General features: G+C 67.3%; 18 protein-coding genes and 1 pseudogene. 3 read left to right on the top strand and 16 right to left on the bottom strand.

The features are described from left to right. Position 1: 1 nt before the first annotated feature. The 6 genes and pseudogenes from E5S69_RS23830 to E5S69_RS23805 form a co-directional block, all read right to left on the bottom strand. Complete coding sequence (locus tag E5S69_RS23830) at positions 2-592, bottom strand: hypothetical protein (protein ID WP_171517059.1); 591 nt, start codon at positions 590-592, stop codon at positions 2-4. Between the two features lie 391 nt (positions 593-983). Then, complete coding sequence (locus E5S69_RS23825) at positions 984-1,319, bottom strand: helix-turn-helix domain-containing protein (RefSeq protein WP_171517058.1); 336 nt, start codon at positions 1,317-1,319, stop codon at positions 984-986. 86 nt (positions 1,320-1,405) lie between these two features. Continuing rightward, positions 1,406-1,756 (bottom strand): hypothetical protein, encoded by a 351-nt coding sequence (locus E5S69_RS23820; protein ID WP_171517057.1) that lies wholly within the window; start codon positions 1,754-1,756, stop codon positions 1,406-1,408. A 622-nt stretch (positions 1,757-2,378) separates the two neighbouring features. Beyond that, positions 2,379-2,534 (bottom strand): annotated as a pseudogene (locus E5S69_RS32445) (DUF1016 N-terminal domain-containing protein); the annotation flags it as partial. 203 nt (positions 2,535-2,737) lie between these two features. Continuing rightward, the gene (locus tag E5S69_RS23810) at positions 2,738-3,709 is read right to left on the bottom strand and encodes a Bug family tripartite tricarboxylate transporter substrate binding protein (RefSeq protein WP_171517056.1); all 972 of its coding nucleotides are present in this window, start codon (positions 3,707-3,709) and stop codon (positions 2,738-2,740) included. Positions 3,710-3,764: 55 nt separating this feature from the next. Beyond that, entirely contained in the window at positions 3,765-5,285 is a 1,521-nt protein-coding gene (locus tag E5S69_RS23805) for a class I adenylate-forming enzyme family protein (protein WP_171517055.1), read from the bottom strand. Positions 5,286-5,645: 360 nt separating this feature from the next. Between E5S69_RS23805 and E5S69_RS23800 the strand changes: the two genes are divergently transcribed. The 3 genes from E5S69_RS23800 (at position 5,646) to E5S69_RS23790 (ending at position 9,601) form a co-directional block, all read left to right on the top strand. Then, the gene (locus E5S69_RS23800; RefSeq protein ID WP_171517054.1) at positions 5,646-6,839 is read left to right on the top strand and encodes an acyl-CoA dehydrogenase family protein; all 1,194 of its coding nucleotides are present in this window, start codon (positions 5,646-5,648) and stop codon (positions 6,837-6,839) included. Positions 6,840-6,852: 13 nt separating this feature from the next. Continuing rightward, positions 6,853-7,980 (top strand): acyl-CoA dehydrogenase family protein, encoded by a 1,128-nt coding sequence (locus E5S69_RS23795; RefSeq protein ID WP_171517053.1) that lies wholly within the window; start codon positions 6,853-6,855, stop codon positions 7,978-7,980. Between the two features lie 241 nt (positions 7,981-8,221). Beyond that, positions 8,222-9,601 carry a DUF1329 domain-containing protein gene (locus tag E5S69_RS23790; RefSeq protein WP_171517052.1) on the top strand — a complete coding sequence of 460 codons (1,380 nt, stop codon included), beginning with the start codon at positions 8,222-8,224 and terminating at the stop codon, positions 9,599-9,601. Positions 9,602-9,975: 374 nt separating this feature from the next. Here E5S69_RS23790 and E5S69_RS23785 read toward each other — a convergent pair whose 3' ends face one another. The 10 genes from E5S69_RS23785 to E5S69_RS23740 all read right to left on the bottom strand — a co-directional run bounded on the left by E5S69_RS23785 (position 9,976) and on the right by E5S69_RS23740 (position 23,406). Then, positions 9,976-12,261, bottom strand: a complete 2,286-nt coding sequence (locus E5S69_RS23785) for an arylsulfatase (protein ID WP_171517051.1) — start codon at positions 12,259-12,261, stop codon at positions 9,976-9,978. A 163-nt stretch (positions 12,262-12,424) separates the two neighbouring features. Beyond that, positions 12,425-13,501: a Rieske 2Fe-2S domain-containing protein gene (locus E5S69_RS23780; protein WP_171517050.1), complete on the bottom strand. Its 1,077-nt coding sequence runs from the start codon at positions 13,499-13,501 to the stop codon at positions 12,425-12,427. Positions 13,502-13,576: 75 nt separating this feature from the next. Continuing rightward, positions 13,577-14,818 carry an NADH:flavin oxidoreductase gene (locus E5S69_RS23775; protein ID WP_171517049.1) on the bottom strand — a complete coding sequence of 414 codons (1,242 nt, stop codon included), beginning with the start codon at positions 14,816-14,818 and terminating at the stop codon, positions 13,577-13,579. Positions 14,819-14,841: 23 nt separating this feature from the next. Next, on the bottom strand, positions 14,842-17,292 hold the full coding sequence (locus E5S69_RS23770) for an efflux RND transporter permease subunit (RefSeq protein WP_171517048.1): 2,451 nt from the start codon (positions 17,290-17,292) through the stop codon (positions 14,842-14,844). 29 nt (positions 17,293-17,321) lie between these two features. Then, positions 17,322-18,284, bottom strand: a complete 963-nt coding sequence (locus E5S69_RS23765; RefSeq protein ID WP_171517047.1) for a WD40/YVTN/BNR-like repeat-containing protein — start codon at positions 18,282-18,284, stop codon at positions 17,322-17,324. Between the two features lie 163 nt (positions 18,285-18,447). After that, on the bottom strand, positions 18,448-19,650 hold the full coding sequence (locus E5S69_RS23760; protein WP_171517046.1) for an acetyl-CoA C-acyltransferase: 1,203 nt from the start codon (positions 19,648-19,650) through the stop codon (positions 18,448-18,450). Between the two features lie 14 nt (positions 19,651-19,664). Further along, positions 19,665-20,120 carry a MaoC family dehydratase gene (locus E5S69_RS23755; protein WP_171517045.1) on the bottom strand — a complete coding sequence of 152 codons (456 nt, stop codon included), beginning with the start codon at positions 20,118-20,120 and terminating at the stop codon, positions 19,665-19,667. A gap of 138 nt (positions 20,121-20,258) precedes the next feature. Continuing rightward, positions 20,259-21,062, bottom strand: a complete 804-nt coding sequence (locus E5S69_RS23750; RefSeq protein WP_171517044.1) for an SDR family oxidoreductase — start codon at positions 21,060-21,062, stop codon at positions 20,259-20,261. Continuing rightward, positions 21,059-22,261: an acyl-CoA dehydrogenase family protein gene (locus E5S69_RS23745; RefSeq protein WP_171517043.1), complete on the bottom strand. Its 1,203-nt coding sequence runs from the start codon at positions 22,259-22,261 to the stop codon at positions 21,059-21,061. The genes E5S69_RS23750 and E5S69_RS23745 overlap by 4 nt, the downstream gene beginning before the upstream one ends. Then, the gene (locus E5S69_RS23740; RefSeq protein ID WP_171517042.1) at positions 22,258-23,406 is read right to left on the bottom strand and encodes an acyl-CoA dehydrogenase family protein; all 1,149 of its coding nucleotides are present in this window, start codon (positions 23,404-23,406) and stop codon (positions 22,258-22,260) included. Before E5S69_RS23740 ends, E5S69_RS23745 begins: the two co-directional genes overlap by 4 nt. Positions 23,407-23,408: the final 2 nt, after the last annotated feature.

The raw sequence follows: 23,408 nt of genomic DNA, 5'->3' as shown, positions 1-23,408 counted from the left end.
ATCAGTGCGGCAGCCGCACGACGTACACGCCGGCCACGGGTGCCGAGGCGGTCACGGCCACGTTAGTGCCATTCACGGTGCCCTGGCCGCCTGGCGCGGCGGTGTAGGTGACGCCATTGGCGGTGCTCTGGGCCACTTCGATTGCCGGCGCGGCTGCAAGCGCAGCCGGCGTGGTGAAGGTCAGGCTGATCTGCGGATTGAGCAGGCTGGCGTAGGCGCCGTCTGTCTTGACCTCATAGACGTAATCAGCAACGACGCCGGCAGGGAGCGGATCAGGCTTGCCCAGGCAGATCGTGACGTTGGCAAGTCCCGTGGCCGGTGTCTTGACGGTCAGCCTGGCGATGCCGTCGTCGGTCGCGATGGACATGTTGGCGTTCGGCACCGCGCTGTTGGACAGCGTGAGCTTTCTGTAGCTATCGGGGCAGGAGAACGCGGCCGGCGCGGGCGTGGGGGTTGGGGTGGAGGCGCCGCCATTTGCGGCGGACTGGTCCTGCGAGGAAGTGCCGCCATTGCCATCATCGCCCCCGCCGCCACAAGCGGCAAACAGCGCGACACTGGAAACCAGACCTACGTACATCGCCAATTTTTTCATTGCTCAAGTCCTCTGCGGATGGGTTAATCGTTCCTCCTGACGGCATCAACAAATATGATTGCCGGCACTGAACGAATTAACCGTTTCCCGGACTAATACGTCTATCAGACTTGCCTTAAAATCTATAAAACAATGAAAACGTTGGATTCATGTGGCGGATCGGGTTAATTGCCGCACAAATCCGAGTGCGCTACGCAGAACACCCAGATGTTTTCGATCCGAACATTCCGAATATTCTATGGAAATTTCGGATTTACAAAATTATGTCGAAGGGAAAATGGCTAACGTGGCGCGCGAGAGCGAAAACGCCCTATCAACACGGCGCATTCCCCCGAATCCCGCCCCCCAAAAAAATACGAAAAGGCCGGCGTCACCAGGACGCGCCTCTGGCTTACCCCCCGATCGCCAGACGAACGGGCTTGCCGATACGGCTCAACATCTCGACCAGTGTGTCGATGGTGAATTTGGACGTCTTTCGATTCACGACGTCCGACACACGCGAACGAGACACCATCAGGATTTCAGCAGCGTCCGCCTGTTTCAGGTGGTGCTGCCCTATCCATGCCGCCAGCTCGTCCATCAGCTGCTCCTTCAGCTGCTTGGTGTCGTTGATCTGCTTTTGCGACGCGGCCTGCAGCCGCTTGGCTTCCGTGGGCGAAAAACCAAGTTCCAGGAACAGGTTCGCGCCTGGCTTGGTGACGTGGCGGATCTCGGTGTCGATCTTCATGGTGTGCCTTTCCTCGCGTCGGCGATAGCTCGAATCCGCGGCCCGCTTCATGCCGGGCGGCACGAAGCCTCGTGGGCCGCGATTGATTAAACGACCATCGCCTCCTCAATTCCCTCCGCGACGTCTTCTACCCTGTCGGCCAGCAGTCCAAGGGAGGCCCGACAGAGCTCTCGCAAGGCATCCAACGTAGCCGCCTGCAAGGCTACGCTTCCCTCTTCCTGTGCATCGCAATCGCTGTGGGTCACCAACGTCAGCATGCATGCAGTCCCTCGCGCAATCGCATCGGCCTGGTCCAACAGATTCAACAACAAGAGCTGCCGGGGAACAGGCAGCGCGTCCTTACGCGCTGCACGGCGGGTTTCAGGACTGAACCGGGAGAGGGAATCATCAAGTCGAGGCGGGATAAAGACGTCGGATTCGATATTGGGCTGGTACATAGCTGACCTCTGTAACGTAGAAGTGGAGGCCCGCCGCTCATTCTCACTTGAGGTGGCGGGCCAGACGACGAGGGTGAGAAAACCGGACGTTACCCGGCCCAGCCGAAGCTGGCCCCGCCCGGCCCGCCGTAAAGTGAAGGCGCACACAAGCGCAACGGACTCGAAAATTGCCGCTTGCGCGACCGTCCGCTGGAACGTGAACCGGGTTCTCACACCCGACTCCTGTTGATCAGGAGCCAAGCCAGTCTAGAGAACCCTGTCGTTCACAATCAAGGAGCAGATTGTGAAGGATGGATACGTCAGGTCAATCGCAGAAGTTGCCAAAATTCTCATGGCGGAGAAGCCGCGCTTTGGCGAAGGCACGCGTCGTGGTTGACAGGCGATACCTCGATGGCTGACGAGTCCTGAAGGGGCGCGGATGATTTCGAAGCCGAACTTCATGGATGCGCCGGCCCTCTCCCCCGCCCCTCTCCCGCAAGCGGGAGAGGGGAGCAAACCGGCGGCGGCAAGCAAGCGCTCAGCACGTTCACTTGCCTCCGGCCTTTCAACTCCCGCTTGCGGGAGAGGGTTGGGGAGAGGGCGGGAGTATCAACGAAGTGAAGGCTATCGCTATTGCCACCGCTTTCAGCGGCAGCTGCGCTACGAAATGCGCCCAGCTCAATTGTCGTGACAGTGTCACGACAATTGGCTCTTGCGGAAACGCGGTGACGAATTGCACCATTTTGCGCAGGTTCTTGTCCGTGAAGCTACGCCCGTAGTCACGGACAAGCTGCGTAGCCCGCAACCGTCTCCGAAAACAAAAAGGCCGGCGTTTCGCCGTAATGCCGTTCAGTTAACCACTGTCGTTCCCGCGCAGGCGGGAACCCAGTGACTTCAAAAGACGCTGGATTCCCGCCTGCGCGGGAATGACGGTAGTGTTTGATACCTTAACTGAACGGCATTACGGCGTTTCGCCGGCCCTTCCGCAACGTCCACAAGCGTTCAATCCGCCTGGATCCCCGCCTTCTTCACCACCCCACCCCACAACGCCAACTCCCGCTGAATCCGCTCCCCCAGCGCCTTCGGCGTACTGACATTGACGTCATACCCACCAGCACTCATCCGCTGCCGGAAAGCAGCATCCTCCCCCACCGCCTTCTGCGCCTTGACCAGCTTGTCGACCACATCGGCCGGCAGCTTCTGCGGTCCCACCAGCGCATACCAGCCGGTCAGGTCATAGTCCTTCTGCCCCGACTCGATCATGGTCGGCACGTTCGGCAGTGCCGGGTTGCGCGTCTTCGACGTGACCGCCAGCGCGCGCACCTTGCCGCCGTTGATATGGCCGATGGCCGTGCCGGTGATGTCGAACATGAACGTCACCTTGCCGCTCATCACGTCCGCCATCGCGGGCGCGTTGCCCTTGTACGGCACGTGCAGCATCTTCACGTTGTTCATCTGCGCCAGCAGTTCGGCCGACAGGTGATTGGACGCGCCCACGCCCGCGGAGCCGAACGAGACGCCTTCCGGATGCTTGCGCGCGTAGTCGACCAGCTCGCTGACGTTCTTCGCCGGGAAGTCCTTGTTCACCAGCAGCACGTTGGTGTAGTCCGTAATCAGGCCAATGTAGGTGAAATCCTTGACCGGGTTGAAGTTGACCGAGTGCTGGATCAGCGGGGTCATGGTCATGGTGGGGCTGGCAACGAAATACAGCGTATAGCCGTCCGGTGCCGCCTTGGCGGTCATGTCGGCGGCGATTGCGCCGCTGGCGCCGGCGCGGTTGTCCACCACCACCGGCTGCTTGAGCACGCGGCCCAGCTGCTCGGCGTAGATGCGTGCGGCGGTGTCGACCGGGCCGCCGGGGGCGTAGCCCACCAGCAGCTTGACCGGGCGCGACGGATAGGCATCGGCGGCCCATGCCGCGCCTTGCAGCAGCAGCGTGGCAGTCAGCGCGGCCAGCGTCTTCCATGTTTTCATTTATGTTCTCCTCCAGGGATGGCTGTCATGCCCGGGGCCCCGTGCCCCGGGGGCTTTAGTCGAGCATGGCGCGCAGCGGCTGCTTGAGCAGCTTGCCGCTCGCCGTGGTCGGAATCACGTCGACGGTGCGGATTTCGGCGGGCCGCTTGTAGGGCGCCAGGCTGTCGCGCAGGTACGTGTCCAGCGCCTTGCGGTCGAGCTCGGCGCCTTCCTGCAGTTCGATGAAGGCCACCACCTCTTCGTTGCCGTCGCTGGTGGTGCGCCCGACCACGGCGGACTGGCGCACGCCGGCAAAGGCATTGATCACCGACTCCACTTCGATCGGATACACATTGAAGCCCGAACGGATGATCAGGTCCTTGGAACGGCCCGAGATGAACAGCGCGCCGTCGGCATCGAGATAGCCGAGGTCGCCGGTATTGAGCCAGCCGCCGGGCAGCAGCGCCTCGGCGGTCTGTTCCGGATTGCGGTAGTAGCCCAGCATCACGCCCGGGCCGCGCACGCGGATCTGGCCGCGTTCGCCGGCGGGCAGCGGCTTGCCCTCGGCATCGGTGATCTCGATCTCCACGCCTTCGACGATATAGCCGGCCGAGCAATCGGCGCGCGGCGCGTCCATGCGCGTGATGAACAGCGAGCCGGCGTATTCGGTGATGCCGTAGCCGTGGTGGAGCGGCTGGCCGAACAGCGTTTCAACATCGCGCTTGAGCGTGGGATCGAGCGGCGCGCCGCCGGTATAGAGGTAGCGCAGGCGCGGATAGGCGCCTGGCTTCGCGCCCACGGCGGGGGCAACTGCCATGATGCGCGTGAACATGGTCGGCACGCCCTGCAGGATGGTGACGCCAGGCGCAGCCAGTGCCTCGAACACTTCATTGGCGTCGAAACGCGGGCGCAGGAACAGGCTGGCACCGGCGTACAGCGTGGCCATCAGCACCGTCGCGATGCCAAAGATATGCGACATCGGCAGCGCGCCGTAGGCCACGTCGGCCGGGCCCATGTCGCGCGAGGTCGCGGAGATACGCGCGAACTGGGTCAGCCCGGCGTGCGGCACCATCACGCCCTTGGGCGCGCCGGTGGTGCCTGAGGTATAGATCAGCGTGGCGACGCCGCGGGCAAGCTCCGCGGGTTCGCGCCGCGGCGCGCTGTCCGCCCGCGCGACGCCCATGCCGTCGTCATAGACCGCGCAGCCGGTGGCCTGTGCGCCCAGCCGCTCGCCGTGCGCCGCGGCAACGTCGGAAACGTGGCCGGTGAACAGCACCAGCGCCGGCTGCGCGTGATCGCGGATATTGTCGATCTCGCGCGCGGACAGGCGCGCGTTGACGTTGATCGGCCAGGCGTGCAGCAGGCTGCAGGCGAACAGCGTGACCACCATCTCGTTGCAGTTCTCGCCCACGACCATGACCCGGTCGCCTTCGCCTACGCCCTGTGCCGCTAGCCAGTCGCGGGCCGCTTCAATGCGGCGCCACAACTCGCCATAGCTGAGGACGGCGCCGTTCTCGTAGAGGCATGGCGCGGCCGGGGTCTGCGCGGCCCAGTGGGCGGGAATCTCGTGGATGAATTGAGGGCGGAAGGAAGACATGGTGCTGATGGATCTCTCGAATGCAGGCTGAGTCGGATATGCGGCGGAATGCACCCGGCCACATGAAACTGGCTGCATCAGTTTGCGGCAAGCCCCGCGCCGCAGCCATTTGGAATTCACTAAGGTCGTGTTCGTCCGGGCCATGGTCCCGCCGGCGCGCGCCATGCCAAGCGCTGCCTGGCGCATGTGGTTCTGTCGCCGCGAAGGACGCCTTTGCGATTGATAAAGCAACGAATTACCCGAGGCCCATACAATCGGCCGGCACAGCAAGGGTTTTCACCATGGCGCGCTGCACAACACGCGGCACCGCCGGATTGCGCGCCGGCTCCGCGAAGCCCGCGTACCACAGGGGACATTCAGATGGATTTGCGTTTCACCGCCGAGGAACAGGCCTTCCGCGAGGAAGTCCGCGCTTTCGTGCAGGCCAGACTGCCGGAAGACATCCGCAACAAGGTGCTCAACCACCAGCGCGTGGAAAAGGACGATTACGTCCGCTGGCACCGCATCCTGCAGGCGCAGGGCTGGGGCGCGCCGACCTGGCCCAAGCAGTGGGGCGGCACCGGCTGGACCGCGCTGCAGCGCCTGATCTTCGAGATCGAGACCTTCCGCGCCGGCGCGCCGCGCCTGCTGCCGTTCGGGCTGACCATGATCGGCCCGGTGCTGATGAAGTACGCCAGCCCCGAGATGCAGCAGCGCTTCCTGCCGCGCATCCCGCGCGTGGAAGACTTCTGGTGCCAGGGCTATTCCGAGCCGGGTTCCGGTTCTGACCTGGCCTCGCTGAAGACCCGCGCGGTGCGCAAGGGCGACAAGTACATCGTCAACGGCCAGAAGACCTGGACCACGATGGCACACTTTGCCGACTGGATCTTCTGCCTGGTGCGCACCGATTCCGAAGCGAAGGCGCAGGAAGGCATCTCGATGCTGCTGATCGACATGAAGTCGCCCGGCGTGACGGTGCGTCCGATCACCACGCTCGACGGCGGCCACGACGTCAACGAGACCTGGTTCGAGGACGTGGAAGTGCCGGTCGAGAACCTGGTCGGCGAAGAGAACCGCGCCTGGACCTACGCCAAGTACCTGCTTGGCCACGAGCGCACCGGCATCGCCGGCATTGGCCACTGCCATCGCGAACTGCGCCAGCTCAAGCACTACGCGGCGCAAGCCACCGACGGCGCCGGCCGCCCGCTGATCGAGGACGTGCGCATGCGCGACAAGATCGCGCGTGTCGAGATGGACATCATGGCGCTGGAAATGCTGCTGCTGCGCGTGGCCACGCAAGCCGCGGGCACGCCGGGGCCCGAAGCGTCGATCGTCAAGATCCGCGGCTCGGAGGTGCAGCAGGACCTGGCCATGCTGATGATGGAAGTGGCCGGTCCCAACGCCTGGCCGTACTCGCCCGACTGGCTCGAGCCCGGCGCCACCCAGCCGGCATCCGGCCCCGAGTGGGCCGCACCGGCCGCCTCCACCTACTACGACATGCGCAAGACCTCGATCTACGGCGGCGCGACCGAAGTGCAGAAGAACATCATCTCCAAGATGATCCTGGGTTTCTGAAGGGATAGCTGACATGGACTTCAACTACAGCGAAGAGCAACAGATGCTGGCGGACAGCCTGCGCCGCTTCATCGATACCGAATACACCTTCGAGGCCCGCCGCAAAAGCGCGCGCCAGGGCGAAAGCCTGGACCGCGGCGTGTGGAACAAGCTGGCCGAAATGGGCGTGCTGGGCCTGACCGTGCCGGCCGACTTCGGCGGCTTCGGCGAAGGCCCCGCCAGCCAGCTGGTGGTGCAGCGCGAGCTGGGCCGCGGCCTGGTGCTGGAGCCGGTCACGCCCAGCGGCGTGATGGCCGCCGCCATCCTGGCCGCCCACGGCAGCGACGCACAAAAGCAGGAATGGCTGCCCGCGATCGCCTCGGGCGAGCGCATCGTTACGCTGGCCTACCTGGAGCCGACCACGCGCTACCGCCCGGAATCGGCCCGCGCCAGCGCCGAACGCAGCGGCGACGGCTACGTGATCAGTGGCACCAAGAGCGTGGTCTGGCATGGCGCCGCCGCCGACGCCTACCTGCTGACGGCTCGCGTATCGGGCAGCAACGAGATCGCGCTGTTCCTGGTGCCGCGCGACAGCAAGGGCCTGGGCGTGACCGCGTATCCGACCATCGACGGCCTGCGCGCCGCCGACCTGACGCTGCAGAACGTCACCGTGCCGGCCAGCGCGCTGGTGGGCCAGGCCGCGGACGGCCTGGCGGCGCTGGGCGTCGGCCTTGAGCACGGCATCGCGGCGCTGTGCGCCGAAGGCGCGGGCGCGATGGAAAAGCTGATCCAGATCACCGGCGAATACCTGGGCACGCGCCAGCAGTTCGGCAAGCCGCTGGCGACGTTCCAGGCGCTGCAGCACCGCATGGCCGACATGCTGGTGCAGAAGGAACTGGCGCTGTCGATGGCCTATGTCGCAGCGCAGGCGCTGGACGAGACCGATCCTGCCGCGCGCCGCCGCATGCTGTCCGCCGCAAAGGTGACGGTAGCCCGCGCCGGGCGCTTTGTCGGCCAGCAGGCGGTGCAGTTGCACGGCGGCATGGGCATGACCGACGAGCTGTCCGTGGGCGACTACTTCAAGCGCCTGACCATGCTGGACCAGCTGCTGGGCGACAGCGACTACCACCTGCAGCGCTTCGGCGAGGTGATGGAAGCCTGATCGCGTCAGGTGTTTGCGCCCCTCTCGCATTTATGGGAGAGGGAAGCGAACCCGCGACACGCGCCAAGCTGTCAGAACGCCGGAGGCCGGGCACTTGCCCGGCCTTTTTATTGGTCCCGCTCCCGCCCGCTAGGGAAATCCACTAGTCCGTTCCAACGATTCCCGGCCGGCATGCCCTCACTACCCTGTCACCAGGGGCCCGGGCATCACCGGCCACTTCCGTCAAAAGGAGCGAGACGTCATGACATCCAGTACACAACGACTGCTGCGCGGGGGCCTGCTGGTCACCAGCATGGCACTGGCCGCGGCATCATGGGCGAAGGCCACGCCGGAAGAACTCAAGCAGCTCGACAGCACCCTCACCCCGATGGGCGCCGAGCGCGCCGCCAGCAAGGACGGCGAGGTGCCGGCGTGGAGCGGAAAGTGGCTGGGTGCGCCGTCCCACGTCAAGTACCAGCGCGGCGACCGCTATCCGGACCCGTATGCCGACGAGAAGCCGCTGTTCGTCATCACCGCGCAGAACATGGCGCAGTACGCCGAGCGGCTGACCGAAGGCCAGAAAGCGCTGTTCAAGAAGTACCCCGATACCTTCAAGATGCCGGTGTACCCGAGCCATCGCGACTTCCGCTACGAGGACGCGGCCTACAAGGACATCCGCACCTACGCGACCACCGTCAGCATGACCAGCGATGCCAACGGGCTGAAGGGCGCCGGGCCGCAGGTTCCCTTCCCGATCCCGAAGACCGCCATGGAGTTGCTGTGGAACCAGCGCTTCTCGGCGGCCATCGGCACCGAGAAGGCGCAGTACGACCAGGCCGTGGTCTATCCGAATGGCTCGATCGCTTGGGGGCGCGTCTCCTACAGCATCTTTTCCCCGCGCAACCACGGCAAGTTCGAGCCCGACAACCCCCTCAACGAGCGCACCTTCTTCCGCACCGCCACCGACCTGCCGCTGCGTGACCGCGGGCAGGTGATCGTGGGCTATGCCGTCTGGGACCAGGAAGGTTCAGATACCAACCGCACATGGATCTACAACCCGGGCACGCGGCGCGTACGCCAGGCGCCGGAGTTCGGCTTCGACCAGCCGCAGGGCCCGGGCGGCTTCCGCACGGTGGACGACGACCGCCTGTTCAATGGCTCAGGCGAGCGCTACAACTGGAAAATCGTCGGCAAGAAGGAGTTCTACGTCCCGTACCACACCTACAAGCTGATGAGCGCGTCGGTCAAGTACAAGGACCTGCTGACCAACGGCCATGCCAATCCGGACGTCATGCGCTACGAACTGCATCGGGTATGGATCCTGGAGGCAACGCTAAAATCCGGCTTCCGCCACCAGTATGCGAAGCGCGTGCTGTATCTCGACGAAGACACCTGGCAATCGGTTGCCGCCGACAACTACGACGGCCGCGGCCAGCTGTGGCGCACCAACCTGCAGGCGCTGGTCTATGCCTATGATGCGCGCCGCTTCTCCGCGGCTACGGTGTTCTACCATGACCTGATCTCGGGCGCCTACCTGGCGGACCGCCTGACCAACGAAGGGCCGATGGCCAAGCTGAACAACAGTCCCGAGTTCAACGAGGCATTCTTCTCTCCTGACGCCGCGCGCGGGTCAGGGACCTGATTGCATCGTGATTGGCTGGGGCGCTCTTTGGAGCGCCCTTTTTTTGGTGCTTCCGGACCTCCTATCGTTTCATGAAAGTCGACCGCACGACGCTAGCTGAGGGCGGCGGGCCTGACGACAAGGGTGGTCGATTCCGGGTCCTCACTGCGTGGATGCGCTGGCCCTCAACCCTCGCCCCTCTCGCGCACGCGGGAGCGGGGCGCAAACAGGCGAGCGCAGCGACGCACCCGGTGCAAGACAAGACAGACGACATGAGATGGTGAGCGCAGCGCAGCCGGGGACGTACCGCCAATAACCTGCCTGGCAGGCACCCAACAGCCTAAAGTCGGGTTCGTCCAATCGTCGGTCGACCCGACCCGCCCCACCCGCACGCCTCACCGCAGTTCGACCAGAACCTTATCGATACGCCCGCCGGTAAAAGCATAACCAGGCATCGCCCCGGCAGGATATTCCCCCGCCATCGAGCCATGATCGATCCCGACATCGAAGGTCTCATCGATGGTGTAGAAGCCCGGCGGGCTCGCCGGTAAGCGATCCCGGCCAACCGGCTTGCCATCGACCCGCAACTGTACCGCGGCGCCCTTGCCATAGCCGCCGCCGTCATAATCGAAATCGAAGCGCAGCTGATGGCGTCCGGCGGACAGCGGTGCGGGCCCGCGCAGCGTCACCGTCTTCAGGTCGAACAGGCGGTACGTGAACACCGGATATCCGTTGCCGTCCAGGTAAAGCGACCAGCCCGCGCTATGGCCGCCCAGCGTCGCGATTACGCCACGCGCCTGAGCGCCTGTTTCAATCATGGCCGACACGCTCCAGGAGCGGTTATAGGTCTTGGGCAGCGCCGATTCGGGAACACCGACCGCGCCCTGCGTGAAGGTCGCGCTGGTGCGGCCCGCGGACAGCGATGGCAGCGCCCTGGCGTCGGTGGGCGACATGTTGCGCAGCGGCAGCACCTGGTTGCGCGCCGCTTCGCGCAGGAACAGGTCCTGCATTGCCGCCAGCCGCGCCGGCTCGCGCCGCGCCAGGTCGTTGGCCTGCGAGAAATCGGTAGTGAGGTCATAGAGCTCCCACTGGTCGTCCTCGAACGGCTTCTGGCCATAGTCGATCACGGACCATGGGCGCCGGCTGTGGAAGGCCGATGCCATCCAGCCATCGTGGTAGATGGCACGGTGGCCGAACACCTCGAAGTACTGCGTGGCATGGCGCGACGCTGCCTTCGCGTCGGCAAAGCTGTAGAGCAGGCTCGCGCCATCGATCGGCTTCTGCGGGATGCCGTTGACCACCGGCGGCGCCTGGATCCGGGCAGCCTCCAGGATGGTGGGCACGATGTCGTTGACATGGCCGAACTGGCTGCGCAGCGCACCACGTTGCACCATGCGCCTGGGCCAGGTCACCACCATCGGGTTGCGCGTTCCGCCCAGGTGCGAGGCCACTGCTTTCGACCATTTGAAGGGCGTATCCAGCGCCCAGGCCCAGCCGGCGGGAAAGTGCGGGTAGGTGCCGGGACCGCCCAGCGCGTCGAGCTGTGCCAGCCGGATCGCATCGGTCTCCGGCAACCCCTGCACCGGCGCGAAATAGCTCGCACTGCCGAGCAGGCCGCCTTCCGAGCTGGCGCCGTTATCGCCAACGATATACAGGAACATGGTGTTGTCGAACTGGCCGCTCGCCTTCAAGGCATCGACCAGCTTGCCGACCTGCGCATCGGCATGCGCGAGGAAGCCGGCATAGACTTCCATCAGCCGCGATGCTACCCGCTTCTGGTCCGGCGACAGCGTGTCCCACGCCGGCAGGTCGGGCATGCGCGTCGTCAGCCGGGTGTTCGCCGGGATTACGCCAAGCGACTTCTGCCGGGCGAAGATCTCCTCGCGCAGCTTGTCCCAGCCCTGATCGAACTTGCCGCGATAGCGGTCGATCCACGCCTTCGGCGCCTGCAGCGGCGCATGGGCCGCCCCCGGTGCAAAGTACAGGAACACTGGCTTGTCCGGCGTGACCGCGCGCTGCACGCGCAGCCAGTCGATCGCCTTGTCGGCGAGGTCCGCAGTGAGGTGGTAGTCGCGCCCCGGCGGCCGCATCACCGGAGTCGTGCCGTCATACAGCGAAGGCTCGTACTGGTCCGTTTCGCCGCCATGGAAACCATAGAAGCGCTCGAACCCTTCCCCGGTCGGCCAGCGGTCGAACGGGCCGCTTGGCGACAGCTCCCAGTCCGGCGTCTGGTGCCATTTGCCGAACGCCGCGGTGTTATAGCCGTGCTGGCGCAGCACCTCGGCGATGCTGGCGGTGTCCTTGGTGTGGAAACTGCTGTATCCCGGACGTTCGTCCGCGACATTCGCCACCGCGCCGATTCCGGTCGCGTGCGCATTGCGGCCGGTCAGCAATGCCGAGCGGGTGGGCGAGCAGATCGCCGTGGTATGGAAGTTGTTGTAGCGCAGGCCCTCGCGCGCCAGCGACTCCAGCACCGGCGTCTGCACGGGGCCGCCGAAGGTGGAGGCGGCACCGAAGCCGACATCGTCGAGCAGCACGATCACCACGTTGGGCGCGCCTGCCGGCGGCTTGACCTGGTAGGCCGGCTGGCTTTCAGCGCCGGCAACGGCGGGGCCCTGCGTGTATGCAGACGTGGCGGCTAGCGCCAGGCAGGTGACGATGAGCTTGGGGGCAAATTGCATGGGCGTCCTGCGATGTCGGTGGGCCGGCGCGACGGCATGTCCCTGGCGCTCCGCATTGTTCCCATGACGCTGCGCTGCGGGCATCGTCCGCCCGGACTATCCGGTCCGGGCGAATCGTCAGCGCATGTTCACGGCGTCGAGGCCGCCGTCGACAAAGACCACATCAGCCCTCAAACACATGCCGCAACACCGGCGGGTCGATATTGCCCGGGTTCAGCTCGACCACCCGCCGCGCCACGCTGGACGGGCGCACCTGCTCCACATCCGTATAGAACTGCTGATACCACTCCCGCATCTGGTAGATCGGCCCATCGCCTTCGCACAGCAGCGGATTGTCGATGCGGATCTTGCTGTCCCAGATCGCCACGTCCTCGTAGAACGCCTGGCGCGCCTGTTCCACGTAGGCCTGCGCCATGGCGCGGTTCTGCTCTTCCGACAGCCCCGGGATCTTCTTCACCAGCACGCCGTAACGCAGCACGAAGCTGTTCAGGTCGATCGGGACATGGCAGTTGAGCAGCACCGAATGGATCTCCTGGTCGCCCATGTGGCCGCTCATGTCGGTGATGTGGTAGGCCGGCCCGAAGTACGTGGACAAGGCCGTCAGCTGCGCATCGCCTGACAGCCGCGCGCTGCGCCCGATCATCAGCTGCGTGGCCTTGTGGGCTTCGAACAGGTTGGCAAAGTAGTCGACCGGGGCGCCGTGGACCGTGCCGAAATGCGCCATGTCCGAGATATTGTCGACCAGCTCGCGGCAGTTGGTCCGGATCACCATCTCGTCGATGGCCCAGTCGGACCACTCGTCCGAGAAACAGGCGTCGATGCGCGGGATGGCGACGTCCGGCGGCGCCGGGCGGCCTTCCGGGTCGTGCCAGATGAACAGCAGGTGGTTCTGCTCGCAGGTCTCCCAGGCACCGATGCGCGCCTTGGGCGGTACCCGCTTGCAGTAAGGGATGGACTTGCAACCGCCGTCGCCGCCCCACTGCCAGCCGTGGAACGGGCACACCAGGTTGTCGCCCTGCACGGTGCCGGTGCTGAGGTCGGCGCCCATGTGCGGACAGTGGCCGTCGATCACGCGAATCGCACCGGTCGAGTCGGCAAATGCCGCCAGGCGCGTGCCGAAGATGTCCAGCGTGTGCGGCTTGCCGTCGCGGTAGCTTTCGGCCAGGCCCAGGCAATGCCAGCCGCGCGCGTAGCGGGCCTCGGGCGGGCGCGATTCGATCTTGTAGCCTTGTACGCTCATGGCGTCTGTCTCCTTGAAATCCCGTGGGACCTTCAAGATAGGGGCGTCGGGCCCCGGGCTCATCGTCCCATCGGACTACTGCAGCGCAACCATGCGGGTGAGCGCCGGGTCGTTGCCGGGGCCGTGCACGCAGCTGACGCCGGCAGGATCGTAGATCCGCGCCACGCAGCCATTACAGCTGTCGCAGGCCGAGCGCTGCAGCGCGCCGTCGCGCCAGCCGGCGACCAGCGCCGGGTCGTGGATCAGCGCACGCGCAAGGGCCACGGCATCGAAGCCCTCGCCCATCAGCTGCGCCACGTTGTCGAGCGACTTGACCCCGCCGACATAGGCCAGCGGCATCCGCACCGCCTGGCGCACCACGCGCGAGGCCTCGAGAAAATACAGTTCGCGGAAGGCCAGGTCGCGCGGGGTCCGCTTCTCCAGCATGGTGATGCCCAGGCGTGCCAGTGCGGTCGGTGCGGCAGCCTTCATCTGCGCGGTCGGCATCGGGCTGCCGAACAGCGCCCACGGGCTTTCCACGTTGCGTCCGCCGCTGAGGGTCAGCAGGTCCGCGCCCTCGGCTTCCAGCAAGCGCGCGGTCAGCGCCGAGTCCTCTGGCTGGTTGCCGCCCGGCACGGCGTCGCTGACGCTGAGCTTGCAGCACACCGCGAGGTCGGCGCCGACAGCATCCTTCACCTGGCGCAGCACGGCGGCCGGAAAACGGGTCCGGTTTTCCACGCTGCCGCCGTAGGCATCGCGCCGCCGGTTGCTCAGCGGCGACAGGAACTGGTTGAGCAGGTAGCCGTGCCCCATGTGGATTTCCACCGCGTCGAAACCGGCTTCGCGCGCCAGCCGTGCGGCCGCGGCGAACTGGGCGGCCACGCGGTCCATGTCCGGCGCGCGCATGGCGCGCTGGAAATACACGCCGTGCATCATGCCGAAGGCATTGAGGCCCGATGACGCGCTGCCCGGCGCCCGGCTGCCGCCGTGGCGCATGGTGGTGAACGAACCCGCGTGCGTGATCTGCAGGCAGGCCGCCGCGCCTTCGCGATGCACCGCGTCGGTCAGCACGCGCAGGTGCGGCACCTGCTCCGCGCGCATGCTGAGCTGGTGCGCGAAGGTCAGTCCGTCGTCGGCCACGGCCGCGTAGGCCACCGTGGTCATGCCCACGCCGCCAGCGGCCAGCTCGCGATGATGTGCGACCAGCGCCCGGGTGGGCAGGCCATGCGGCGTCATGCCTTCATTCGCGCCGGCCTTGATAAAGCGGTTGCGCAGCGTCAGCGGGCCAATGCGAAGCGGCATGAAGGCCGGCGCGGCAGAAATCTGGCTCTCGGGCATGCGGTCTCTCCGGTTGCGCGAATTCAAGCCGCGTCGGACTTCAGGCCGTGCGTGACCGGCCCCGCCTCGCCGCCCACGGGGGCGTCCGCTGGCCTGGTGGCCGTGGCCCTGGCGCGGGCACGCTCTTCCTGCTCGACGCCCAGCCACGCCGCCAGCGCCGGCAGCAGCGATACCGCGCCGAACAGGTTCACCAGGAACATGAACGCCAGCAGGATGCCCATGTCGGCCTGGAACTTGAGCGCGGCAAACGCCCATGTGCCCACGCCGATGCACATCGTCAGCGCCGTGAACAGCGCCGCCGAGCCGCGCTGGCGCATGGCTTCTGCAAAGGCCTGCGGCAGCGCCTGCCCCTCCTCGCGGATCTGGTGCTGGATGCGCTCGTACAGGTAGATGCCATAGTCCACGCCCACACCCACGCCCAGCGTGATCACCGGCAGCGTCGACACCTTCAGCCCGATGCCCAACCGCGCCATCAGCGCATTGCACAGCACCGACACCAGCGTCAGCGGCACGATGATGCACAGCACCGCGCGCCACGAGCGGAAGGTCAGCAGGCACAGCAGCGTGATCGCGCCGAAGATCGCCAGCAGCATCGCCACTTCGGCCTCTTCCACCGCCTCGTTGGTCGCCGCCATCACGCCGATATTGCCGCCGGCCAGGCGGAACGCCACGTTGGGGGTCTTGTCGGTGGCGTTGAAGCGGCGGATCTCGCGGATGATGTGGGCGATGGTCGCGCCTTCGTGGTTGGCGGTGTAGATCAGTACCTGGATCGCCTGGCAGTTCGAGGTATTCATGCCGTTGTCCGGGTCGAAGGCCTTGGCGCCCTGGCTCAGGCCCGCACTGTTGCGCGGCAACGCCTCCCAGCGCGGGTTGCCCTCGTTGTAGGCGCCGATCACCACCTTGGCCAGCGACGACACGCTGACCACGGACTGCACGCCAGACACGCCGCGCATATGCATCTCGAAGCGCTCCACCGCGCTCATCACCGGATAATGCAGGCAGCCGTCGTCGAAGCCGGTGGGCTCGACCACCACGGTCAGCGCGTCCGAGCCGATGTTGTACTGGCTCACGATGCTGGCGCTGTCGCGGTTATAGCGCGAATCCGCGCGCAGCTCCGGCGCGCCGGTGCCGACGTCGCCGATCTTCAACCCGCGCGATTCGATCGCGCCGGCGGCAAGCAGCGCCAGCGCCGCGACGAACACGCCCAGCGCCGGCGCCGGGCGCGCCAGCGCGCCGAACTTGTGCCAGATGCCGCCCTGGCCCGTGCCACGCGCCGCCTGCGAGCGCGCCAGCGCCGACGGCTCCAGCCGCGTGTACGACAACAGGATCGGCAGGAACACCTTGTTGGTCACGATCATCAGCAGCACGCCCAGGCAGGCGGTGATGCCAAGCTCGCGCACGATATCGATCTCGATGCGCATGATCACCATGAAGCCGAGCGCATTGGTCAGCAGCGCCACCGTGCCGGGAATGAACAGCTTGCGGAACGCCGCGCTGGCGCTGTCGAGCGCGCCGTGCCCCTGCGCCACCTCCTGTTTCCAGGCATTGGTCATCTGCACCGCATGCGAGACCCCGATCGAGAAGATCAGGAACGGTACCAGGATCGACATCGGGTCGATGCCGTAGCCCAGCAGCGGCAGCAGCCCCAGCAGCCAGCCCACCGGCAGCAGCGCCACCACCAGCGCCAGCGCGGTAATGCGCAGCGAACGCGTGTACAGCCACAGCAGCAGCGCCGTGACGGCAAAGGCCAGCGCGAAGAAGCCCATCACGCCGGCGATACCCGCCTCGACATCGCCCACCAGCTTGGCGAAGCCGACGATATTGACTTCGACATCGGTGCCGCCGAACTGCGCGCGGATCTTCTCGAGCTGGCGCGCCACCGAGCCGTAGTCGATGGTCTTGCCGGTGGCGGGGTCGGTCTCGCGCAGTTCCGCGCGGATCAGCGCCGACTTCAGGTCATTGCTGACCAGCCGGCCGATCTGGCCCGAACGCGCCACGTTGCGCCGCACCTTGTCGAGCTCGTCCGGTGCGCCGGAGAAGCGCCCCGGCACCACCACGTCGCCGCGGAAGCCGGCTTCGGTGACCTCGGTGTAGCGCACGTTGGGCGTGAACAGCGAGAACACGCGCGAGCGATCCACGCCCGGGATGAAGAACACTTCATCGGTGGCGTGGCGCAGCTTGTCCATGAAGGCGACGTTGTAGATGTCGCCGTCGCCCTTCCAGCGCAGGCTGACCAGCACGGTATTGGCGCCGGAGAAGGTGCTGGCGTACTTTGTGAACACCTGCATGTACGGGTGCTGCAGCGGGATCATCTTGTTGAAGCCGGGATCGAGCCGCAGGCGCGTGGCGGAAGCGCCCAACGCCACGGTCACGGCCAGGCACAGCCACAGCAGCAGGCGGCGCCGGTGCATCAGCACGCCGGCGCAGGCATCGACGAAGCGGCCCAGGCGGCCGGAGGATTGGGGGCGGGTCATGGTGGTTCTCGCGTCCGGGTCGGTCGGGTTCAGTGATTGGCGGCAAGCTTGGCGCCGGCCAGGCCGCCATTGCCGCCGAGCGCAAGCGTATCTTTGCCGGTGGGGGCCAGCGCGGCCAGGGTCTGCGGGCTGCCCGCCGGCAGCACCGCGAAGCGGCGCCCGCCGTCGGCGGACATCGCCAGCACGCCGCCCTGCCCCGCCAGCACGATGCGGCCATCGGCCAGCTCGGCGCCGCCAAAGAACGAGGTCCTGAGGCCGGTCTCCGCCACCCGCCAGGTCGTGCCGAAGTCTTCGCTGCGCAGCGCGTTGCCGCGCATGCCGAAGGCCAGCCAGGCGCCGTCGCGCAGCGGCAGCACGCCGTACAGCGAGCCCTCGTAAGGGGTCTTGACCGGCTCCCACTGGCTGCCGCCGTCGGTGGAGCGCAGCACCAGCCCGGCCTCTCCGACCAGCATCAGGCGCCCTTGCCCATCGCCGGCGATGGCGTTGAGGTGGCGGTCCTGCATGGCCTTGCCGGCGGCCTCTTCCCAGTGCCTGCCCTGGTCGCGCGACACCAGGAAACGGCCAAAGCTGCCTACCGCGAACCACGGCCCGCTGGCCTGGGCCAGGGCACCGAGCAAGGGATCGGACGATTGCGGATCGAAGGCAACCTGCTGCCAGTGCGCGCCGCCGTCTTCGGTGCGCAGGATCAGGCCGCTGTGTCCGACCGCGATACCCTGGCGGCTGTCGGCAAAGGACACCTGCGTCAGCGTGGCGCCTTGCGGCCGGTCCACCGTGGCCGGGCGCCAGTTGCGCCCGAGGTCATCGCTGAACAGGATCTTGCCGCGCTCGCCGACCGCGACCAGGCGCTCGCCGGCGCGGGCGATGCCGTTGAGCTGCAGGCCGTCCGGACGCAGCGCGGTAGCCGGGAACGGCGGCAGCGGGCGCGGCGCGAAGGCCCACACCGCGGTGGCCAGCACGGCCAGCGACATGGCGATGCCGATCAGTCGTTTCATGATGTCTCCTCCGTTTTGGAGTGGTTCTGGTTGTCTTTCTAGCGATTGCGAGAGGTGGTGACGAGCGCCAGCGTCTCCGCATACCGCCGGCGACAGGCCTCGCCGACACGTCCCCCGCCCCGCTTGTTTTCACCCTCTCCGCTTGGGGGAAAACAAGCGGTTCTTACAGGACGTCAAACAACGCCGCCGCCCCCATTCCCCCGCCAATACACATGGTCACCACCGCCTGCTGCGCGCCGCGGCGCCGGCCTTCGATCAGCGCGTGCGCGGTCATGCGCGCGCCCGACATGCCGAACGGATGCCCGACGGAAATCGCGCCACCATTCACGTTCAGCCGCGCATCGGGAATGCCTAGCTTCTGCTGGCAATACAGCACCTGCGAGGCGAACGCCTCGTTCAGCTCCCACAGTCCAACGTCTGCGACGGTCATGCCGTGCCGCGCCAGCAGCTTCGGCACCGCGAACACGGGCCCGATGCCCATCTCGTCCGGCGCGCAGCCGGCCACCGCCATGCCGCGATAGCGCCCCAGTGGACGCAGGCCGCGGCGGCGGGCTTCGTCGGCGCTCATCAGTAGTACCGCGGCGGCGCCGTCGGAAAGCTGCGAGGCATTGCCGGCGGTGATGTGCTCGCCTTCGGCCACCGCCTGGCCGCCGCGCCAGACCGGCCTGAGCGCCTCGAGGCTGGCGGCGGTGGTGTCGGACCGGTTGCATTCGTCCTGCGCCAGCCGCACGGTCTCGTGGCCGGTCAGCGCGCCGGCCTTGTCGAACAGCGCGCGGCGGGTTTCCAGCGGCACGATCTCGTCATCGAAGGCGCCGCGCCGCTGCGCCTCGGCGGTGCGCTGCTGGCTGCGCCAGGCGTAGGCGTCCTGCGCGGCGCGGCTGATGCCGTAGCGGCGGGCCACCACCTCGGCGGTTTCGATCATCGCCATGTAGGCGGCGGGCTGGCGCTCCAGCACCGCTTCGGACTGGGCGCGAAAGCTGTTCTTGTGCTGGTTCTGCGTCAGCGAGATCGATTCCACGCCACCCGCCACGATGATGTCGGCCTCGCCGCACTGGATCGCGCGCGCACCCGCCGCAATCGTCATCAGGCCGGAGCCGCACATGCGGTCCATGGTCATGCCCGGCACGCTGTCGGGCAGGCCCGCGGCCACCGCGCACAGGCGGCCGAGGTTGTAGCCCTGGGTGCCCTGCTGCGCGGCCGCGCCAATCAGCACGTCGTCGACCTCGGCCGGGTCCACGCCGGCGCGCGCCACCACCGTGCGCACCACGTGACCGCCCAGCACCGGGGCTTCGGTATCGTTGAAGGCGCCGCGGAAGGCCTTGCCGATCGGTGTGCGCGCGACCGCGACGATGACTGCGTCTTTCATGCTTGAGTTCCTGTTCAGAAGTAATAGCGGCTGATGGTTTCAGCCACGCAGGCGGGCTTGGCCTCGCCTTCGATCTCGACGGTCATGCGCACCACCGACTGCACGCCGCCATCCAGGGTCTCGGCACGCACCACCTCGCCCACACCGCGCACGCGCGCGCCCACCCGCACCGGCGCCGGGAAACGCACCTTGTCGCAGCCGTAGTTGACGCCCCACTTCATGCCTTCGACGGTGACCAGCTCGGGCAGGAACCGGTTGACCAGCGCCAGCGTCAGGTAGCCGTGGGCGATACAGGCGCCGTAGGGACCTTGCGCGGCGCGTTCCCGATCCACGTGCAGCCACTGGTGGTCGCCGGTGGCATGGGCGAACTGGTCGACCTGCTGCTGGGTGATGCGGGTCCACGCGCTGGCGCCGAGGTGGTGGCCTACCGCGGCGTGGATGTCTTCGGCGCAGTGAAAGATTCTTGGCATGGTTTTTCCTGTGATGCCTCTGCCCTGGGGCGCGAGGCTTACCGACAACTTCCCCGATCCCACTTGTTTGCTCCCCTCTCCCGCTTGCGGGAGAGGGGTGGCGATGGCAAGCGCCAGCGTTCTTACATACCGCCGCCGTCACGCCCGCTGACTGCTCACCGGCAACACCTCCCCGGTCATATACGACGCATAGTCGCTGGCCAGGAACACCATCACATTGGCCACCTCCCACACCTCCGCCGCGCGCCCGAACGCCTCGCGCTCGCTCAGTTGCCGCAGCAGGTCCGCCGGTGCCGACTTCTTCAGGAAGTCGTGCAGCGCAATGCTCGGCGCTACCGCGTTGATGCGCACGCCAAACTCGGCGGCCTCCATCGCGCTGCAGCGCGTCAGCGCCATCACTCCGGCCTTGGCCGCGGCGTAATGCGACTGCTCCTTCTGTGCCCGCCAGCCCAGCACCGAGGCGTTGTTGACGATGGCGCCGCGCCGGCGCGCCTGCATGTGCGGCAGCATCGCGCGCGTCATGCGGAAGGTGCCGGTGAGGGAAATATCGATGACGCGCGACCACTCGGCATCGTCCATATCAACTAGGCGGCGCGACCCGCCCAGGCCGGCGTTGTTGATCAGTACGTCGGTGCCGCCCAACGCTTCTTCGGCGGCGGCCACAAGTGCGCGCACCTGCGCTTCATCCGACACATCGCAACGCTGGCCGTGGATAGCCTGCAGGCCGGTTTCCGCACGCAGGCGTTCGACTGCCTCTTCCAGCCGCTTGGGATGAATATCGGAAATCATCAGCGCGCGGCAGCCCTCCTCCGCGCAGCGGCGCGCGGCGGCAAAGCCGATGCCGGCGCCCGCGGCCGCGGTGATCAGGACGCTCTTGCCGGCGAGCAGCTGGTGGCCCGGTACATAGGCCGGGGCGGCGGGGGTTTCGGTGTGAAGGGTCATGCTTGTCCTCGTGCCTCGCGCGGCATGCCCAGCCCGCGTTCGGCGATGATGTTGAGCTGGATTTCGTTGGTGCCGGCGTAGATGGTGTCGGCGCGCGAGAACAGCGCCATCTGCTGCAGCCGCGTGCGATGCGCGTCGGCCGGCTCCAGCACGTTGGCGAGCGGGCCCAGCACGTCCAGCGCCAGTTGCCCCAGGTCGCGGTGCCAGTTGGACCAGTAGTACTTGTAGATCAACGCCTCGCGCTGCAACGCAGTACCACCGTCCTGGCCCGCCTGCGCCGCGCCGGCCAGCATGCGCAGCGCGTTGGCGCGCATCACGCGCAGGCCGGCCCAGGCGCGCGCGATGCGCTGGCGCACCAGCGCGTCGCGGCTGCTGCCGTTGTCGCGCGCGGCCTGCGCCACCCATTCCAGCTCGTGCGTGAACTGCATTTGCTGGCCCAGCGTGGAGATGCCGCGCTCGAAGCCCAGCAGCGCCATGGCAATGCGCCAGCCGTCGCCGGGCTCCCCCAGCACGTCGGCAGCAGCGGCGCGCGCGCCGTCGAAGAACACCTCGTTGAATTCGGCGCCGCCACCCATCTGCCGGATCGGGCGGATCTCGATACCGGGCTGGTCCAGCGGCAGCATCAGGAAAATCAGGCCCTTGCTGCCGTGCGAGGCCGGCTCGCAGCGCGCCAGCACGAAGACCCAGTCGGATTCGTGCGCAAGCGAGGTCCATACTTTCTGGCCGCTGACCAGCCAGTCGCCGCTGGCGGTATCGCGCACCGCGCGCGTGCGCACATTGGCCAGGTCCGAGCCCGCGCCGGGTTCCGAATAGCCCTGGCACCAGAACGTGGTGCCGTTGCGGATACCGGGCAGCAGCCGCGCTTTCTGGTCCTCGCTGCCGAAGGCAATCAGGGTCGGGCCGATCAGCCCTTCGCCGATATGGCCCATCCGGCCCGGCCCGCCGGCGCGCGCGTATTCCTCGTGGAAGATCACCTGCTGCATCACCGGCAGCTCGCGGCCGCCATGCGTGCGCGGCCAGCCCAGGCCGGTCCAGCCCCCTTCGGCGAGGCGCCGCTCCCAGGCCTTGCGCAGCGCGGGGAAAGCCTCTTCGTCGCCGGGGCCGCCGCGGTGCTTCAGGCAGGCGAACTCGCCGGCCAGGTTCTCGGCCAGCCAGCGCGCCACCTCGGCGCGGAATGCCGGTTCTTCATTCGCTTTCATGCTGTCCTCCATGCCTGCGGGCCGTTGGCGGCGATGTAGGCAAGCGCGGCCCCGGCACCGCCCAGCCACTGGCTGGCGGCCTGCGCGCGCTTGAAATAGAGCTGGGGGTCGTATTCCCACGTGAAGCCGACCCCGCCATGCAGCTGGATGGCCTCCTGCGCGCAGAAGCGCAGCGCGTCGTCGGCGGCGACGGCAGCGGCGCAGACCTCGAGCCGGGCGTCGGCGATATCCGCCGCCTCCCACGCCTGCGCCGCGCCATACACTGCCGAGCGCGCCGCCTCGACCAGCACCATCATCTGCGCGCAGCGATGCTTGACCGCCTGGAACGAAGCGATGGCGCGGCCGAACTGGATCCGCTCGCAGGCATAGGCAACGCTCAGGTCCAGGCACTGCTGGGCCGCGCCGAGCTGCTCCGCGGCCAGCATCAGCTTGCCGTGCCACCACGCGCGGGCCAGGCCTTGCGCGGCGGCGTCCCCGCGCGCCAGGCAGGCGCTGGCGGCAACCGCCAGGCCGTCGAGCCGCAGCGACGCCAGCGGCCGCGTGCGGTCGAGCGTGTCCAGCGGCGCGATGGCGAAGCGCGCGTCCTGCGCCCGCGCGGCAGGCTCCAGCAGGAACAGCGCCGGCTCGTCCTCTTCAAGCCGCGCCGGCACCAGCAGCCAGTCGGCCCCGGCGGCGTCGACCACCTGGGCAGCGCTACCGCGCAGCACGAAGCCTTCGGCGTCGGCCCGCGCGGCGATCCGGACACCGTCGTAGTGCCAGCCGCCGTCATCCGGCAGCACCGCCGCGGCGCGGCACTCGCCCGCGGCCAGCCGCTCCAGCCACGGCGCGCTGTGGCCGACGCTGCCCTGCAGCAACGGCGCCGCCACGCAGGCCGTCGACCAGAACGGCACGCAGGCCAGGCGCTGGCCCAGTTGCTCCTGCAGCAGCACCAGCCCCGTGGCGCCCAGGCCGGCGCCGCCCACGGTTTCGGGCAGCGCGACGCCGCACCAGCCGAGCTCGCCCGCGATGGCGCGCCACAGCGCGTCATCGTGGGCCGGGCCGGCCTCGGTCGCGCGCCGCACTGCCGCCGAATCGCTGTGCGCGGCAAGGTAGTCGCGCGCGCTGTCGCGCACCATCTGCTGTTCGACGCTCAGGGAGAAATCCATGG

The sequence above is a fragment of the Cupriavidus necator genome (assembly GCF_013141915.1).
Taxonomy (GTDB): domain Bacteria; phylum Pseudomonadota; class Gammaproteobacteria; order Burkholderiales; family Burkholderiaceae; genus Cupriavidus; species Cupriavidus necator_B.
The sequence above is the reverse complement of the archived record's forward strand: the minus strand, read 5'-3'. Positions and strand labels throughout refer to the sequence as shown.